The 14,447-nt window shown below is 55.3% G+C and carries 14 protein-coding genes; 11 read left to right on the top strand and 3 right to left on the bottom strand.

Annotation, left to right across the window (positions count from 1 at the left end; all coding sequences use genetic code 11):
• Position 1: 1 nt before the first annotated feature.
• Positions 2 to 1,513, bottom strand: coding sequence for an MFS transporter (locus ACXI0A_RS15550; protein WP_476147859.1), 1,512 nt, complete (start codon positions 1,511 to 1,513; stop codon positions 2 to 4).
• A gap of 107 nt (positions 1,514 to 1,620) precedes the next feature.
• On the opposite strand from ACXI0A_RS15550, the gene ACXI0A_RS15545 reads away from it, so the two are divergent.
• Positions 1,621 to 2,517: a LysR substrate-binding domain-containing protein gene (locus ACXI0A_RS15545; protein WP_476147861.1), complete on the top strand. Its 897-nt coding sequence runs from the start codon at positions 1,621 to 1,623 to the stop codon at positions 2,515 to 2,517.
• A 45-nt stretch (positions 2,518 to 2,562) separates the two neighbouring features.
• Here the strand turns inward: ACXI0A_RS15545 and fadL are convergent, their stop codons facing one another.
• On the bottom strand, positions 2,563 to 3,846 hold the full coding sequence (gene fadL, locus ACXI0A_RS15540) for a long-chain fatty acid transporter FadL (protein ID WP_476147863.1): 1,284 nt from the start codon (positions 3,844 to 3,846) through the stop codon (positions 2,563 to 2,565).
• Positions 3,847 to 4,204: 358 nt separating this feature from the next.
• Here fadL and ACXI0A_RS15535 point away from each other — a divergent pair, with 358 nt between their 5' ends.
• From ACXI0A_RS15535 to sixA, 4 genes are all read left to right on the top strand, one after another.
• On the top strand, positions 4,205 to 4,501 hold the full coding sequence (locus ACXI0A_RS15535; protein WP_200569110.1) for a YfcZ/YiiS family protein: 297 nt from the start codon (positions 4,205 to 4,207) through the stop codon (positions 4,499 to 4,501).
• 167 nt (positions 4,502 to 4,668) lie between these two features.
• A complete protein-coding gene (gene fadI / locus ACXI0A_RS15530; protein ID WP_476147866.1) occupies positions 4,669 to 5,979 on the top strand; it encodes an acetyl-CoA C-acyltransferase FadI in 1,311 nt (436 codons plus the stop codon).
• Positions 5,979 to 8,108, top strand: coding sequence for a fatty acid oxidation complex subunit alpha FadJ (fadJ, locus tag ACXI0A_RS15525; protein WP_479485265.1), 2,130 nt, complete (start codon positions 5,979 to 5,981; stop codon positions 8,106 to 8,108). Before fadI ends, fadJ begins: the two co-directional genes overlap by 1 nt.
• 195 nt (positions 8,109 to 8,303) lie before the next feature.
• Positions 8,304 to 8,786: a phosphohistidine phosphatase SixA gene (gene sixA, locus ACXI0A_RS15520; RefSeq protein WP_476147870.1), complete on the top strand. Its 483-nt coding sequence runs from the start codon at positions 8,304 to 8,306 to the stop codon at positions 8,784 to 8,786.
• Positions 8,787 to 8,843: 57 nt separating this feature from the next.
• On the opposite strand, the gene smrB is transcribed toward sixA, so the two are convergent.
• Entirely contained in the window at positions 8,844 to 9,392 is a 549-nt protein-coding gene (smrB, locus tag ACXI0A_RS15515; RefSeq protein WP_224930913.1) for an endonuclease SmrB, read from the bottom strand.
• A 156-nt stretch (positions 9,393 to 9,548) separates the two neighbouring features.
• Between smrB and prmB the strand changes: the two genes are divergently transcribed.
• The 6 genes from prmB to ACXI0A_RS15485 all read left to right on the top strand — a co-directional run bounded on the left by prmB (position 9,549) and on the right by ACXI0A_RS15485 (position 14,423).
• A complete protein-coding gene (gene prmB / locus ACXI0A_RS15510; protein WP_476147873.1) occupies positions 9,549 to 10,481 on the top strand; it encodes a 50S ribosomal protein L3 N(5)-glutamine methyltransferase in 933 nt (310 codons plus the stop codon).
• A 46-nt stretch (positions 10,482 to 10,527) separates the two neighbouring features.
• Positions 10,528 to 11,613: a chorismate synthase gene (gene aroC, locus ACXI0A_RS15505; RefSeq protein ID WP_224930917.1), complete on the top strand. Its 1,086-nt coding sequence runs from the start codon at positions 10,528 to 10,530 to the stop codon at positions 11,611 to 11,613.
• Positions 11,614 to 11,620: 7 nt separating this feature from the next.
• Positions 11,621 to 12,445, top strand: coding sequence for a penicillin-insensitive murein endopeptidase (mepA, locus tag ACXI0A_RS15500; protein ID WP_476147875.1), 825 nt, complete (start codon positions 11,621 to 11,623; stop codon positions 12,443 to 12,445).
• A gap of 131 nt (positions 12,446 to 12,576) precedes the next feature.
• Positions 12,577 to 13,374, top strand: coding sequence for a TSUP family transporter (locus ACXI0A_RS15495; protein ID WP_476147877.1), 798 nt, complete (start codon positions 12,577 to 12,579; stop codon positions 13,372 to 13,374).
• A gap of 67 nt (positions 13,375 to 13,441) precedes the next feature.
• Complete coding sequence (locus ACXI0A_RS15490) at positions 13,442 to 13,987, top strand: elongation factor P hydroxylase (RefSeq protein ID WP_476147878.1); 546 nt, start codon at positions 13,442 to 13,444, stop codon at positions 13,985 to 13,987.
• A 154-nt stretch (positions 13,988 to 14,141) separates the two neighbouring features.
• On the top strand, positions 14,142 to 14,423 hold the full coding sequence (locus ACXI0A_RS15485) for a YfcL family protein (protein ID WP_224930929.1): 282 nt from the start codon (positions 14,142 to 14,144) through the stop codon (positions 14,421 to 14,423).
• The last annotated feature ends 24 nt before the right edge of the window (positions 14,424 to 14,447 follow it).

Raw genomic sequence — 14,447 nt, 5'->3', positions numbered from 1 at the left:
TTTATCCCTGCTTGACGGGCTGCTTGAGCAAAATCCCCACCACGATCGCGCATCCGAATGTGATGGCTGCCAGGCCATAAAGCAGTATCTGATACGCATGCTGCACGTTGAGTCTCAGCAGCGATGCGGAAATCTGCGGCAGTAATTCCTGTGCTTGATGAATATGACTTCCGGATAACCACACGGCAGCGTTGTCACGCGTGACGCCATCCACGTCAGGTAAGCGCTGCTGTAAACCCAAGCGATTGAGCAGTGCCAGCAGCGCCATAACGATCGCCAAAGCAATGCCTTCTCCGGCCACGCGCACCGTATTAAACAATCCCGCCGCCATGCCCGCACGATCTACGGATACCGCCGAGACGGCGAGGCCATCCATTAATCCCCACGGCAAGGCGGCTCCCGCACCGGTAATGGCCATGGAAACGGCAAGTAGAGTCAGTTCATTCAGGGTGATGGCATACGCCATGCCGACCAATCCCAGCGTGGCCAATAACAGGCCTGCCACCGAGATTTTACCCGCGTCAAACCAACGTGTTAATCCAGCCGCAACGCCCGGGAAGAGCAACATCGGGGCCGTCAGAGACAGCAAAATAATTGCGCTCTGGGTTTTGCTGAGATTGCGTGCGCCCATTAAAAAAAGCGGGATAACAATTAGCAAAACCACATAGCAATAGCAGGTGGCCACAGGCAACAGCAACACCCCAGCAAAGTGCGGCTGTCGCAGCAATGCCAGGCTAAACACGGGATGGGCGATACGCTGCGTATGGCGAATGAAGCGCCAACTCGCCAGCAACGTCACGACAATGCCGACGATCGCGGCTGAGGATGATACCCCATACTGAGGTAACAGGATCAGCGTGGTGGTGAGGGCAAGGAGAGCGAGACTAAACAGTGCCGTGCCGCGAATATCTGCCGATGGGGAATGTGCCGCTGGCGCGGAGACAACACTGAACTGGCCCACCAAACCCACGATGGCCGCCAGGGCGGACAGCAGCGCATACACCCAACGCCAGCTGAGCGCATCGGTTATCACGCCCATTAACAGTGGACCAAACGCCAGCCCGACGCCAAACAGCGTACCGAGCAAACTGAATGCCCGCGTGCGTGCCGGTCCACTGTAAAGATGGGCCAGTGCCGTTGCTCCGCCGGCCAGCGTGAGTGCCGCGGCAATGCCCTGTAATGCACGATAAATGCCGAGGGTAAACGTGCTTTCTGTCAGGGCAACCAGCAATGAGCTGAGGGAGAAAAGAGCCAGCCCTGCGATGAACACCCGCTTGTAACGCAGTTTGTCTGCCGCTACGCCCGCCGCCAGCAAGCCGCTACCGAAGGTCAACATAAAACCGTTGGTTAACCACGCCAGCGACAGTGGCCCGCCGTGCAATGCCTGGCTGATGGCGGGAGTGGTGACAACGCCGCCGGTAAAACTCAAGGGGAGCAACAGCGCAGCCAGCAAAATGGCCAGGGTTGCGCTGATTGTGACGCCTGAAACTGAGGAAGTGGTGATTTCCGCCATCGATTGTCTCGCAAAGAGTGGAATAGATGACGCCGCATATTATTGAGGATATAAAAGATGATAAATGGGTTGAAGCTCCATACTTTGCGGATGAAAGGTTTATTATCATGGACAGTCTTACCGCGTTAACCTCGTTCGTGCGCACGGCTGAAACACTCAGTTTTGTGCAGGCGGCTCAGCTGCTGGGAATTTCGGCCTCGGCGGTGGGTAAAAATGTCGCCCGGCTTGAACAGCAACTGGGCGTGCGGTTGTTCAACCGCAGCACACGCAGCGTGAGTTTGACGGCTGAAGGCGTATTGCTTCTGACGCGCACGCGCCCGATCCTCGAACAGCTGCGTGACGTTGAGGCGGAGATAACTCAAGCGGTGGCGCATCCGAGCGGTAAACTGCACGTGTCACTGCCGGTGGTGGGATATCGACTCATTACGCCTCTGTTGCCACGATTTAGTCAGCTTTATCCTGATGTTGAACTGGATTGTGATTTCAGTGACCGTTTGGTCAATGTGATCGATGAAGGATTCGACGTGGCGATTCGCAGCGGCGAAATGCAGGATTCCCGGCTACAGGCGCGAGCGTTGGGACCTTTCCGCTTCGTGTTGTGTGCCAGTTCCGGCTACCTCGCCGCGCGTGGTGTACCCTTATCCAGCGCAGCGCTGATCACGCATCACTGCATCCTGTTCCGCTTTCCAGCAACGGGCTTGATTCAACACTGGGAACTAAACGATCTGCGTGTTACGGGGGATTTCCAGCCGCTGAAAACACTGACCGTGAATAACATTGAAGCGATGGTGCAGAGCACGCTGGCCGGAATGGGGATCAGCTATGTGCCGGATTTCGTGGTGTGGGATCTATTGGATCAAGGCAGGCTGGTTGAAGTATTGCCGGGAAGCTGCATCCGCGAAAGCGGTTTTTCGGCCATCTGGCCTGGGCGCTATCTATCACCGCGCGTACGTTGTTTTATCGATTTTCTGGCAGAACACTGGCCGGTGTCGCGTCGGCAATAAAAAACGGCGACATCACTGTCGCCGTTTTTCACACTGTTTTCAGCATCAAAACTTGTAGTTAAAGTTCGCGCCGTACAGCCAGGCTTTACCTTCGGAGTTAAAGGTGTAAGGACCTTCTTTCACCGTGACTTTCTGTCCGTGCATGTAAGAGATACCGAGGTCGACTGACGCATCTTCATTGAAGGCGTAAGAAGCACCGGCACTCAGCCACAGACGATCCTGGTCTGGAATTGAGATAGAGCGTTTGTCGGCGGGAACCGGGCTGTCATCAAACGCGATACCGGTACGGAAAGTCCAGTTATCGTCGTAGAAGTAGGTGGTACCCAGCGCGATGCGATACGCATCCTTGAAGCCTTCATCTTTATAAAACAGCGTCTGACCGTTGCTGCCGGTGGCCTTCAGCTCCTGGAACTGGCTCCAGCTGGTGTAGGTCAGGCTGTAGTGCACGGCCCACTGCGGAGCGACTTTATGCCAGCCCGACACTTCCCACATCTCTGGCAGGTTCAGCGTGAGTGAACCCGGAATGGTCTGGCCGCTGGTACCGTATGGCAGACCTAAGGCAATCGCCTGCGGTGTACCATTGTAAGCGGTTGGGATGCTGCTCTTATAATCGCCGTCAAAGTCGATTTTTACTTCGGAACGATAGGTGAAGCCGAAGCGGTTGTTTTTATCCACTTCATACAGGATGCCGGCGTTCCAGCCATAGCCCCATTCATCACCTTTCAGATGGGCAACCTGAGTATCGGATGGCATGCCGACACGCGCGCCCGCTTCACCTGCATAACGCTCGATTTTCGCTTTGGCGTAAACCGCATCAAAGCCGACACCGAAGCTGAAGTGCTCATTCAAACGATAAGCGGTGCTAAGGTTAAAGTTACCGGTCATCAGGTCGGTTTTGCCACCGTATCCGCCAGCGGTGTAACCATCATTAAATTCCGTCGCCAGACCATAGTTGGAGGTGACGGATGCGCCTACCCACCATTGATCGTTAATCGGATGAACGTAATGGAGGTTAGGGATCCACTGATTCGGTGCGATGTTTTTCGCATTCAGACTGTTGCCGGTGGGGCTCTGGCCGCTGATATCCACTTCAGGATCAATATAAACAGCACCGATGGAGAACGAAGGGCGATCCATCAATGCCATGGTCGCTGGGTTGCGGCTAGCGGAGGCAGCGGTATCGCCCATCGCACCTTCACCCGAATATGCACGACCTAAACCAATTGCTGAAAATTCATTAAGTTGAAAGCCAGCGGCGTAAACCTGGGAAGAGATAAGCGCCACTGCAGCTGCCACAGCTGACTTTGCAAACAGGTTCTTATGGTTCATGACCACAACCTCATCTAGATTTATTATTAAACGTTGTTACGTCGCGTAACAAAGGACGGCGGATTGTAGGGACTGATGACAAAGGCACATATCAGACCAGTGCGACGAGTATAGGTCTGACCTGTGTATTTGTTGCAATAATGTTTTTTAAATATTTCCGATTTGATCGATAAAATCAGATCTGCTTAACAAAATCTTGTCGAAGCTCATCTAGCATAGCGGTCAAATTTGTTCTGGATCAATTTTTAGTGTGATATTCGTCACTTAGCCGCAGGAAGATAGAAGCCAGGCCGCGCGGGGCGTACACTTTGCGTCAGAAAATGATCCGATTGTGTCGATTTATCGTCAGGAGAGAACAATGACTGATGCCATTAAAAAATGCAGTGCGACTGAAACGGCAGCTTGCTGTTGCGTGGATGTCGGCACCGTGATGGACAATACCGATTGCACTGCCAGCTGGTCGGGCGTGTTTGCCGATCGTCATGCGGCTGAAGCGATGCTGAAGCACTTAACGGATAAAGCGCGTCAGGTTGAATCCGAGCCTTGCGAGATTAATGCAGAATTCGTTGAAGAAGCCCCAGGCGTACGCCTGAATGTTGATTTCACTTTTGCCTGCCAGGCTGAGACCTTCATTTTTCAACTCGGCTTACGCTAATCCTGTCGCTGCCGGAAGCCCTTTCGGCAGCGTTTTCTCTTTTTCGTGTCTTCCCTCTCACTTTTTTTCTTCTGTTATTGGCGACTTAGCGGCACCTGGTTAACACTGATGATCAGGTCAGACCTGTTTGGCAATGATGCAACGGTCGTAAATTACAGGTGAGTGCAATGAGCAAAGCGCAGCCGCTGCTGACGCGTCAGGGCGAACGTATCGCCATAACCCATGGATTACGCACCCCTTTCGCCCGTCAGGCGAGTGATTTTCATGGCATCACGGCGCTGGAATTAGGGCGCATGGTGGTGTCCGAACTGATGGCGCGCAGCGAATTGCCGGTCGACGTTATCGATCAACTGGTATTTGGCCAGGTGGTGCAAATGCCGGAAGCGCCCAATATTGCGCGCGAAATCGTGCTGAGCAGCGGATTGAGCGTGCACACCGATGCCTACAGCGTCAGTCGCGCCTGTGCCACCAGTTTTCAAGCCGTCGCAAACGTGGCAGAGAGTCTGATGGCGGGCACCATTGATGCCGGCATTGCCGGTGGCGCAGACTCCTCTTCGGTGCTGCCGATAGGTGTCAGTAAAGCGCTGGCGCGTGCGCTGGTTGATCTGAACAAAGCGCGCACCTTCAGCAAAAAGCTGCAAATTCTGCGTCGCCTGCGCCCGCGCGATCTGTTGCCAGTGGCCCCTGCGGTGGCGGAGTATTCTACCGGTTTGCGTATGGGAGACACCGCCGAGCAGATGGCGAAAACCCATGGCATCACGCGTGAACAGCAAGATGCCCTGGCGTTGCGCTCGCATCAGCATGCGGCGCGTGCCTGGCAGTCAGGCGTTCTGGCGCAGGAAGTGATGGCGGCCTTTGTACCGCCATGGAAAGCACCGATTGAGCAGGACAACAACATCCGCTTTAACGCCAGCGCCAGCGATTACGCCAAACTGCGACCGGCCTTTGATCGCCGCCACGGTTCAGTCACGGCTGCCAACAGCACGCCACTAACCGATGGCGCGGCCGCGGTGATTTTGATGCGTGAAGGGCGTGCAAGAGAGCTGGGGATTACCCCGCTTGGCTATCTGCGTAGCTACGCGTTTACCGCGATTGATGTCTGGCAGGATATGTTGCTGGGTCCCGCTTATGCCTCACCGCTGGCGCTGGATCGCGCCGGCATCACACTCAACGACCTCACGCTGATCGATATGCATGAAGCTTTTGCCGCGCAGACGCTAGCGAACCTGAAAATGTTCCGCGATGAACGCTTTGCGCGCGAAGTACTGAATCGCCCGCATGCGCTGGGTGAAGTGAATGAAGAGCGCTTCAATGTGCTGGGCGGTTCGATTGCTTACGGCCATCCGTTTGCTGCCACCGGCGCGCGCATGATCACCCAAACTCTGCATGAGTTGCGGCGGCGCGGCGGCGGATTAGGACTGGTGACCGCCTGTGCAGCGGGCGGATTAGGCAGCGCAATGGTTCTGGAGGCTGAATAATGAGCGCATCTGCATTCCATTTACACATGCGCCTCGATCATGTCGGCATCATCACCATCGACGTGCCGGGCGAAAAGATGAACACGCTAAAAGCGGAGTTTGTCCCACAAATAAAAGCGGTGCTGGCTGAAGCGCGCAGCAATCCGAAGCTGGCGGGATTGGTGCTGATTTCTGGTAAAAGCGATAACTTTGTCGCCGGCGCGGATATCAGCATGATCGCCAACTGCCAGACGGCAGAAGAAGCGGAAGCCTTAGCGCGTCAGGGACAAGAGGTGATGGCGGAGATTGCGGCGCTGCCATTCCCGGTGGTTGCAGCAATTCACGGCGCCTGTCTCGGCGGTGGACTGGAGTTGGCGCTGGCCTGTAGCGCGCGTATCTGCACGCTGGATGATAAAACCCGGTTGGGGCTGCCAGAAGTGCAGTTGGGCTTGTTACCCGGTTCAGGCGGGACGCAGCGCCTGCCAAAACTGATTGGGGTGCCGCAGGCGCTACCGCTGATTCTGAGCGGTAAACAGCTGCGCGCCAAACAGGCGCTGAAACTCGGTATTGTTGACGATGCGGTGCCACAATCCATCTTGCTGGAAACGGCGATTGCGCGGGTGCATAAAGGAAAGGTCGTCCGCCGTGAGTTGTCACGTCGCGATCGCCTGATGCAGGCACCGCTGGCGCGCTCGCTGTTATTCGCGATGGCAAAGCGCCAAACCGACAGTAAAACGCAGGGGAATTATCCGGCAGCGGATCGCATTCTGCAGGTGGTCCGCACAGGGTTGGAGCAGGGCAGTCACGCCGGTCATGCGGCGGAGGCGCGCGCCTTCGGCCAGCTGGCGATGACCCCTGAATCTGCGGCACTGCGCAGTCTGTTTTTCGCCTCGACCGCGATAAAGAAAGAAGCAGTGGCCGACGCTGAACCGCGCGCATTGAAACACATCGGCGTACTCGGTGGCGGATTAATGGGCGGAGGCATTGCCAGCGTGACGGCGCTGAAAGCCGGTTTACCGGTGCGAATTAAAGACGTCAATCTCAATGGTGTGAACCATGCGCTGCAGTACAGCTGGGATCTGCTGAGTCAAAAAGTGAAGCGGCGCCAGCTGAAACCCGCCGAGCGCCAGCAACAGATGGCGCGCATCAGCGGCGGTATTGATTATCAGGGGTACAGCCAGCGCGATCTGGTGATTGAAGCGGTATTTGAGGACCTGGCCCTGAAGCAGCAGATGGTGGCGGATATTGAAAGTCACTGTCAGCCGCACACCATCTTTGCTTCCAACACCTCATCGTTACCGATTGGTGATATTGCTGCCAACGCGCAGCGCCCTGAGAATGTCATTGGTCTGCACTATTTCAGCCCGGTGGACAAAATGCCGCTGGTGGAAGTGATTCCGCATGCGGGCACATCGGTAGAAACGCTCGCGACCACGGTGCAGCTGGCGCGCCAGCAAGGCAAAACAGCGGTGGTAGTGGCCGATAAACCCGGTTTTTACGTCAACCGCATTCTCGCGCCCTATATAAATGAAGCCATGCGCTGCTTGCTGGAAGGTGAGCCAGTGGATCATATCGATCGTGCGTTAGTGAAGTTCGGTTTCCCGGTTGGGCCATTGCAGTTGCTGGATGAAGTGGGGATTGATGTCGGCAGTAAAATCAGCCCGATTCTGCAGCAAGCGTATGGTGAGCGATTCAGCGCCCCCGACGCGGTCAACGCCATCCTCGCTGATGGCCGTAAAGGGCGCAAAAACCAGAAAGGGTTCTACCTTTACAACACCTCTCGCTGGCCGGGCAAACGCAAAGTGGATGCTTCAATCTATGGCCTGATTAACGTTAAACCGCAGGCAAAGCAGAGTGAAGAGCAGATCGCGCAACGATGCGTCATGATGATGCTGAACGAGGCCGCACGTTGCCTCGATGAGTCCGTGATTCGTCACGCACGGGATGGCGATATCGCAGCGGTGTTTGGCATCGGTTTCCCGCCTTTTCTCGGCGGCCCGTTCCGCTATATGGATCAATGCGGCACCAGCGAAATCGTCAATACATTACGTACCTTAATGCAGCAACATGGCGACCGTTTCGCGCCTTGTGACGCTTTGATGGCAATGTCAGAAGCGCAAACGAATTTTTACACTTCTGCACAAATATGAATAGGCGCACAGATTCAGCGGGTTAGTTATGGTGCCATGGAGGAGGTGGCGCGGCACCATTCTTAGATATGCTTATTTAATAAACAACCGGTTGACTATACTGAAGCCATTGGGGTAAAACACAGCGTTCATTCGCAGAATGAAGCGTCTGGTGCTGTGGTACCCGACGATATCGACAAACAACAGCGGTGCTTTATGCAAGTTTTTATCATGCGTCATGGCGATGCAGCTCTGGAAGCAGCGAGTGATTCAGTACGCCCACTCACAATCTGTGGCTGTGACGAATCGCGCCAGATGGCGAGCTGGCTAAACGGCCAGGCGCTGGATATCGAAAGGGTGTTAGTGAGCCCTTATCTCCGTGCAGAGCAGACGCTCGCTACGGTTCGTGAGGCACTGAAACTGCCAGAAGGGCAAGACGTGCTGCCGGAACTGACGCCGGGTGGCGATCCGGGCATGGTGGCCTGTTATCTGCAGGCGTTGGCGCAGAAGGGTGTAAAATCAGCCTTGGTGATTTCGCATCTGCCTCTGGTGGGCTATCTGGTTTCAGAGCTTTGCCCGCAGGAAGCGCCACCGATGTTTGCTACGTCGGCAATTGCTTATGTGAACTTTGATGCAGACGCCTGTGAAGGCAAACTGGAGTGGCAGGTCAGCCCGTCAAAACTGGCCAAAGCGATGTAAACTCGCCATGCGTTAGATCTCTATGGGCCGCACTCAGCGGCCCTTTCCTTTTTTGCGTCAAGGCAACTCTGGCGGCACCCACTCTTCCACCTCAATCAGCACCAGCAGTGCGGCATCGCCGCCAAACAATTTCGGTGCCTGATGAAATGCCATCACGTGCGGATGTTGCGCCAACCACAGCGGTGTTTGCTGCTTAAGGATGTGCTTGCCATGCCCGGTCATCACGCTGGCACAGAACAGGTGTTCACGACGACAGGCAGCAATTAATGCGCCCAGTTCCTGCTTAGCCTGCTGCTGTCTTAAACCATGAAGATCGAGAAAAATCTCCGGCGTGTAATCGCCGCGCCGCAATTTCTTCAGCTCATAATGACTGACATCGGCGCGCACGTAGCGCATTGGCCCCTCGCTTGAGAGCAACGGCTGAAACTCATCTGAGAAGTAGTGACTGTTATCAGCTTGCTCGGAAAGCAGTCTTTTCAGCGGGACTTCGCGGGTTTTCACTGCCGGTTTATGCACGATAGTGTCTTGTTTCAGCTTACGCGTTCCGCTCATCAATTCGCGAAACAGCGCCTGATCGTCCTGGTTTAGGGGCGTCTTCTTACTCATGGCTCAAAATAGGGTTAGAGGGCTGGTTAATAGCCGGTGGCATACCTTAACGCTTAGCGTTAACAAATGTCAGCTTTTTCACCTTGCCGCGCTGAATTCTGCCCGGCTTCGTGGCAAACTAACGGCCGATTGATTTTAAGGCCTGCGGAGGGCTACGTGGACAAGATTTTCGTCGATGAGGCAGTGAGTGAACTGCACACCATTCAGGATATGCTGCGCTGGGCTGTCAGCCGTTTTTCGGCGGCAGGCATTTGGTACGGCCACGGCACGGATAATCCCTGGGACGAAGCAGTCCAACTGGTTCTGCCTACGCTCTGGCTGCCGCTGGATATTCCTGAAGATATGCGCAATGCGCGCCTGACGGCCAGCGAGCGTCATCGTATTGTTGAACGTGTGATTCGCCGCGTCAACGAGCGCATTCCGGTGGCTTATCTCACCAATAAAGCCTGGTTCTGTGGTCATGAATTCTATGTCGATGAGCGCGTGTTAGTGCCGCGTTCGCCGATTGGTGAGCTGATTGAAAACCGTTTTGCCGGTCTGGTTGGTGAACAACCTCACCACATTCTCGATATGTGCACCGGCAGTGGCTGCATCGCGATCGCCTGTGCTTATGCCTTCCCGGAAGCGGAAGTCGATGCGGTTGATATCTCCACGGATGCGCTGGCCGTGGCCGAGCAAAACATTGAAGAACACGGTTTGATCCACCACGTCACGCCCATTCGCTCCGATCTGTTCCGGGGACTGCCGCAGGTCAAATATGATCTGATCGTCACCAATCCACCGTACGTGGATGCGGAAGATATGGACGATCTGCCGAACGAATATCGCCACGAACCGGAATTGGGTCTGGCAGCAGGCAGTGATGGTCTGAAGCTGGTGCGCCGCATTCTTGCCTGTGCTCCGGATTATCTGAGTGAGCAGGGCGTGCTGATTTGTGAAGTGGGCAACAGCATGGTGCATATGATGGATCAGTATCCAGATGTGCCGTTTACCTGGCTGGAATTCGATAACGGCGGTGACGGCGTGTTCATGCTGACGCGCGAGCAGATCGTCGCGGCTCAGCATCACTTCTCCTTCTACAAAGACTAAAAAATGGGGCGAAACATCGCCCGCAACATCGCAACAAGGAACCACAATGGCCGGTAACAGCATTGGACAAGTTTTTCGCGTAACCACCTTTGGCGAGTCGCATGGTATTGCGCTGGGCTGCATCGTTGATGGTGTGCCGCCAGGCATTCCGCTCACGGAAGCGGATATTCAGCACGATCTCGATCGTCGCCGTCCGGGCACATCGCGTTACACCACGCAGCGTCGCGAACCGGATCAGGTGAAAATTTTGTCCGGCGTATTTGAAGGTGTCACCACCGGCACCTCTATCGGCCTGCTGATTGAAAATACTGACCAGCGTTCGCAGGATTACGGCACGATCAAAGATCTGTTCCGTCCCGGCCATGCCGATTACACCTACGAACAAAAATATGGCCTGCGCGACTATCGCGGCGGTGGCCGTTCCTCTGCGCGTGAAACCGCGATGCGCGTAGCGGCGGGTGCGATTGCCAAAAAGTATCTGCAAATGAAGCACGGCATTCAGGTTCGTGGCTATCTGGCACAGATTGGTGATGTGGCCTGCGAGCTGAAAGACTGGAGCATCGTTGAAGAGAACCCATTTTTCTGCCCGGATGCCTCTAAGCTGGAAGCGCTGGATGAACTGATGCGCGGCCTGAAGAAAGAGGGCGACTCTATCGGTGCCAAAGTCACGGTGATGGCGGAAAATGTGCCACCGGGGCTAGGTGAGCCGGTGTTTGATCGTCTGGATGCCGATCTGGCGCACGCGCTGATGAGCATTAACGCAGTGAAAGGCGTGGAAATCGGTGACGGTTTCGCGGTGATTAACCAGCGCGGTAGCCAGCATCGTGATGAGATTCGTGCTGACGGTTTCCAGAGTAATCACGCCGGTGGCATTTTGGGTGGCATCAGCAGCGGCCAGACCATCAGTGCGAACCTGGCGATGAAACCCACTTCCAGTATCACCGTTCCGGGTAAAACCATCACCCGTGATGGCGAAGAGGTGGAGATGATCACCAAAGGTCGCCACGATCCTTGCGTGGGCATTCGCGCGGTGCCGATTGCCGAAGCGATGATGGCGATCGTGTTGATGGATCACCTGCTGCGCCAGCGTGCGCAGAACGGTGACGTCAACAGCAGCGTTCCGCGCTGGTAAGCCACTGATGCGCCGCCTGCTCATCACCGTCGCCGCGCTGTTGTGCAGTGCGGCTGCCCTTGCTGCCACGCCGTGGCAGCAAATCCATCAGCCTATTGCTGGCAGCCCACAGTCGATTGGCGGTTTCGCCAACGGCTGTATTGTCGGCGCTCAGCAGCTGCCACTCAATTCGCCTCATTATCAGGTAATGCGCCAGGATCAGCGGCGTTATTACGGCCATCCCGATCTGATTGCCTTTATTCAGCGTCTCAGTACTCAGGTGCATCAATTGCAGCTGGGGCAGGTGTTGATCGGTGATATGGGCATGGCGGCCGGCGGGCGCTTTAGCAGCGGACATGCCAGCCATCAAACCGGGCTGGATGTCGATATCTGGCTGCAGCTGCCGCAAAATCGCTGGACGGCGCAGCAATTGCTGAAGCCACAGCCGCTGGATTTGGTCGCGCCGGATGACAAACAAGTGATTGCGCGTCATTGGCAGCCGCAGATCGATAGCCTGATTAAGCTGGCAGCGAAAGACGATGAAGTGACGCGTATCTTCGTCAATCCGGCGATTAAAAAACAGCTTTGCGCTGACGCCGGAAGCGATCGTGCGTGGCTCAATAAAGTGCGCCCGTGGTTTGCCCATCGTGCGCATATGCACGTGCGTTTGCGCTGCCCGGCTGGCAGCCTGGAGTGCGAAGATCAGGCACCACCGCCTCCGGGCGATGGTTGTGGCGCGGAGTTAGACAGCTGGTTTCTGCCGAAAAAACCCGGTAGTTCTCCACCTGTGAAAAAAACGCCGCCGCCGTTACCGCCATCCTGTCAGGCACTGTTGGATCGTCATTTACTCTAACCTGAATGCTTCCTGCCTCAGGTGCAATGGCGACGCTCTCTTCCCCGGGCACTGACTTTTGTCAGCCGTGGGGAAGCGAACTGACCGCCTGCCTGGTCGAGAATGGTTGTGGTTAACTTTACGAGAAAAAAATGGACCTCTTTGTTGTTAGCCCGCTGTTGCTGGGCGTGCTGTTCCTGGTTGCCGTGCTGGCCGCGTTTATCGACTCCATCGCTGGCGGCGGTGGTTTACTCACCGTTCCTTCACTACTCGCTGCGGGGCTCTCTCCCGCGCAGGCGTTAGCCACCAATAAATTACAGTCGGTAGGGGGATCTTTCTCTGCCAGCCTCTACTTTGTGCGTCGCGGTGCCGTCAAATTGCGTGAGCAGCGGCTGAACATCGCCATGACCTTTATTGGTGCAATATGCGGCACGGTGCTGATTCAGCACATCAACGCCGATGTGCTGCGCCAGATTCTGCCGATCCTGCTGATCAGTATCGGTTTATGGTTCCTGCTGATGCCGCGGCTGGGCGAGTCGGATAGTGAGCATCGCATGCAAGGTTTGGCGTACGCGCTGGTAGGCGGCGGTTGCGTTGGTTTCTATGACGGCTTTTTCGGACCGGGTGCCGGTTCGTTTTATGCCCTGGCATTTGTCACGCTTTGTGGTTTCAATTTGGCCAAAGCCACTGCCCACGCCAAAGTCTTAAATTTCACCTCAAACTTTGGCAGTCTGCTGTTCTTTATGTTCGGTGGAAAAGTGGTATGGGGCACCGGCGTCATTATGTTGATTGGCGCGTTTGTCGGTGCGCGTCTTGGCGCAAAGCTGGTGCTGAGCCGGGGTCAGAAGCTGATCCGCCCGATGGTGGTAACCGTATCGGCCGTGATGAGCGCGAAATTATTGTGGGATAGCCATGGCAGCGCGTTGCTGGCGTGGATGGCCACGCTGTAAAGCAATACTCGTCAAGAACGGCTGCCAGTGCGACAATGGCGATAATTTTTTTAAAGATTAAAATATTATGAGTAGAGAACATCATTACCAGCAACTGGTGGATATTTTTGATGGCTGCTTTGTTGAAGATTTTCAGACCCGTCTAATTAAAGGCGATGACGAACCTATTTATCTTCCAGCGGATGAGGAATCACCGTGGAACCGCGTGGTGTTTGCTCACGGCTTCTACGCCAGCGCGCTGCACGAAATTTCTCACTGGTGTATTGCCGGTGAAGCGCGTCGCAAGCTGGTGGATTTCGGTTATTGGTACTGCCCGGATGGGCGGGATGCGCAAACGCAGAATCAGTTTGAATCGGTTGAGATTAAACCGCAGGCGCTGGAGTGGCTGTTCTGTGTTGCGGCGGGCTTTCCCTTCAATGTCAGTTGTGACAACCTCGAAGGAGATTGTGAACCCGATCGCATCGCGTTCCAGCGTAAGGTCCATGCTCAGGTAATGACCTATTTTGAGCAGGGGATTCCGGCACGTCCGGCACGTTTTATTGATGCGTTAGCCAGCTATTACGCTACGCCAGCGCTGACGGCGGCACACTTCCCGTGGCCGGAAGATCTGTGATTCGCAAACATATTATTAATGACCCAAAGTAACCCGCGTTGCAGCATGATGGCGAATGAACGAACCCCCGGACGGTAACTAGCGCGAACGGGGTAAGAGCGTGAAGCCAATGCAGTCGTGGCGCGAAGTATCAAGGGCAATAAGGAACAAGACGATGATCGTAGAATTCGAATCCCGTATACTGGCATTGATTGACGATATGGTTGATCACGCCAGTGACGACGAGTTGTTTGCCGGTGGCTATCTGCGTGGTCATCTGACCCTGGCGGTGGCTGAGGTTGAAATCACGGGTGAACATACGCCAGAAGCGCTGCAGATTCATGTGACGAACAGTCTGCAAAAAGCGATTGCAGCGGGTGAACTGTCCCCTCGCGATCAGGCGCTGGTGATTGGCATGTGGGATAACTTGTTCCAGCAGGCGCGTCAAACGGCCTGATAGCACGGGGCGATCGCTCGCCCC

It is taken from the genome of Pantoea sp. C1E2, assembly GCF_056491465.1.
Note: the sequence above shows the minus strand (reverse complement) of the source record. Positions and strands in the feature narration are given on the sequence as shown.

What these genes read in the sequence shown, in the direction of transcription:
- ACXI0A_RS15490 (WP_476147878.1), top strand. Translation starts at nt 13,442, where the DNA reads ATGAGTAGAGAACATCATTACCAGCAACTGGTGGATATTTTTGATGGC.
- fadL (WP_476147863.1), bottom strand. Translation starts at nt 3,846, where the DNA reads ATGAACCATAAGAACCTGTTTGCAAAGTCAGCTGTGGCAGCTGCAGTG.
- aroC (WP_224930917.1), top strand. Translation starts at nt 10,528, where the DNA reads ATGGCCGGTAACAGCATTGGACAAGTTTTTCGCGTAACCACCTTTGGC.
- mepA (WP_476147875.1), top strand. Translation starts at nt 11,621, where the DNA reads ATGCGCCGCCTGCTCATCACCGTCGCCGCGCTGTTGTGCAGTGCGGCT.
- ACXI0A_RS15485 (WP_224930929.1), top strand. Translation starts at nt 14,142, where the DNA reads ATGATCGTAGAATTCGAATCCCGTATACTGGCATTGATTGACGATATG.
- sixA (WP_476147870.1), top strand. Translation starts at nt 8,304, where the DNA reads ATGCAAGTTTTTATCATGCGTCATGGCGATGCAGCTCTGGAAGCAGCG.
- fadI (WP_476147866.1), top strand. Translation starts at nt 4,669, where the DNA reads ATGAGCAAAGCGCAGCCGCTGCTGACGCGTCAGGGCGAACGTATCGCC.
- ACXI0A_RS15535 (WP_200569110.1), top strand. Translation starts at nt 4,205, where the DNA reads ATGACTGATGCCATTAAAAAATGCAGTGCGACTGAAACGGCAGCTTGC.
- ACXI0A_RS15550 (WP_476147859.1), bottom strand. Translation starts at nt 1,513, where the DNA reads ATGGCGGAAATCACCACTTCCTCAGTTTCAGGCGTCACAATCAGCGCA.
- ACXI0A_RS15545 (WP_476147861.1), top strand. Translation starts at nt 1,621, where the DNA reads ATGGACAGTCTTACCGCGTTAACCTCGTTCGTGCGCACGGCTGAAACA.
- ACXI0A_RS15495 (WP_476147877.1), top strand. Translation starts at nt 12,577, where the DNA reads ATGGACCTCTTTGTTGTTAGCCCGCTGTTGCTGGGCGTGCTGTTCCTG.
- smrB (WP_224930913.1), bottom strand. Translation starts at nt 9,392, where the DNA reads ATGAGTAAGAAGACGCCCCTAAACCAGGACGATCAGGCGCTGTTTCGC.
- fadJ (WP_479485265.1), top strand. Translation starts at nt 5,979, where the DNA reads ATGAGCGCATCTGCATTCCATTTACACATGCGCCTCGATCATGTCGGC.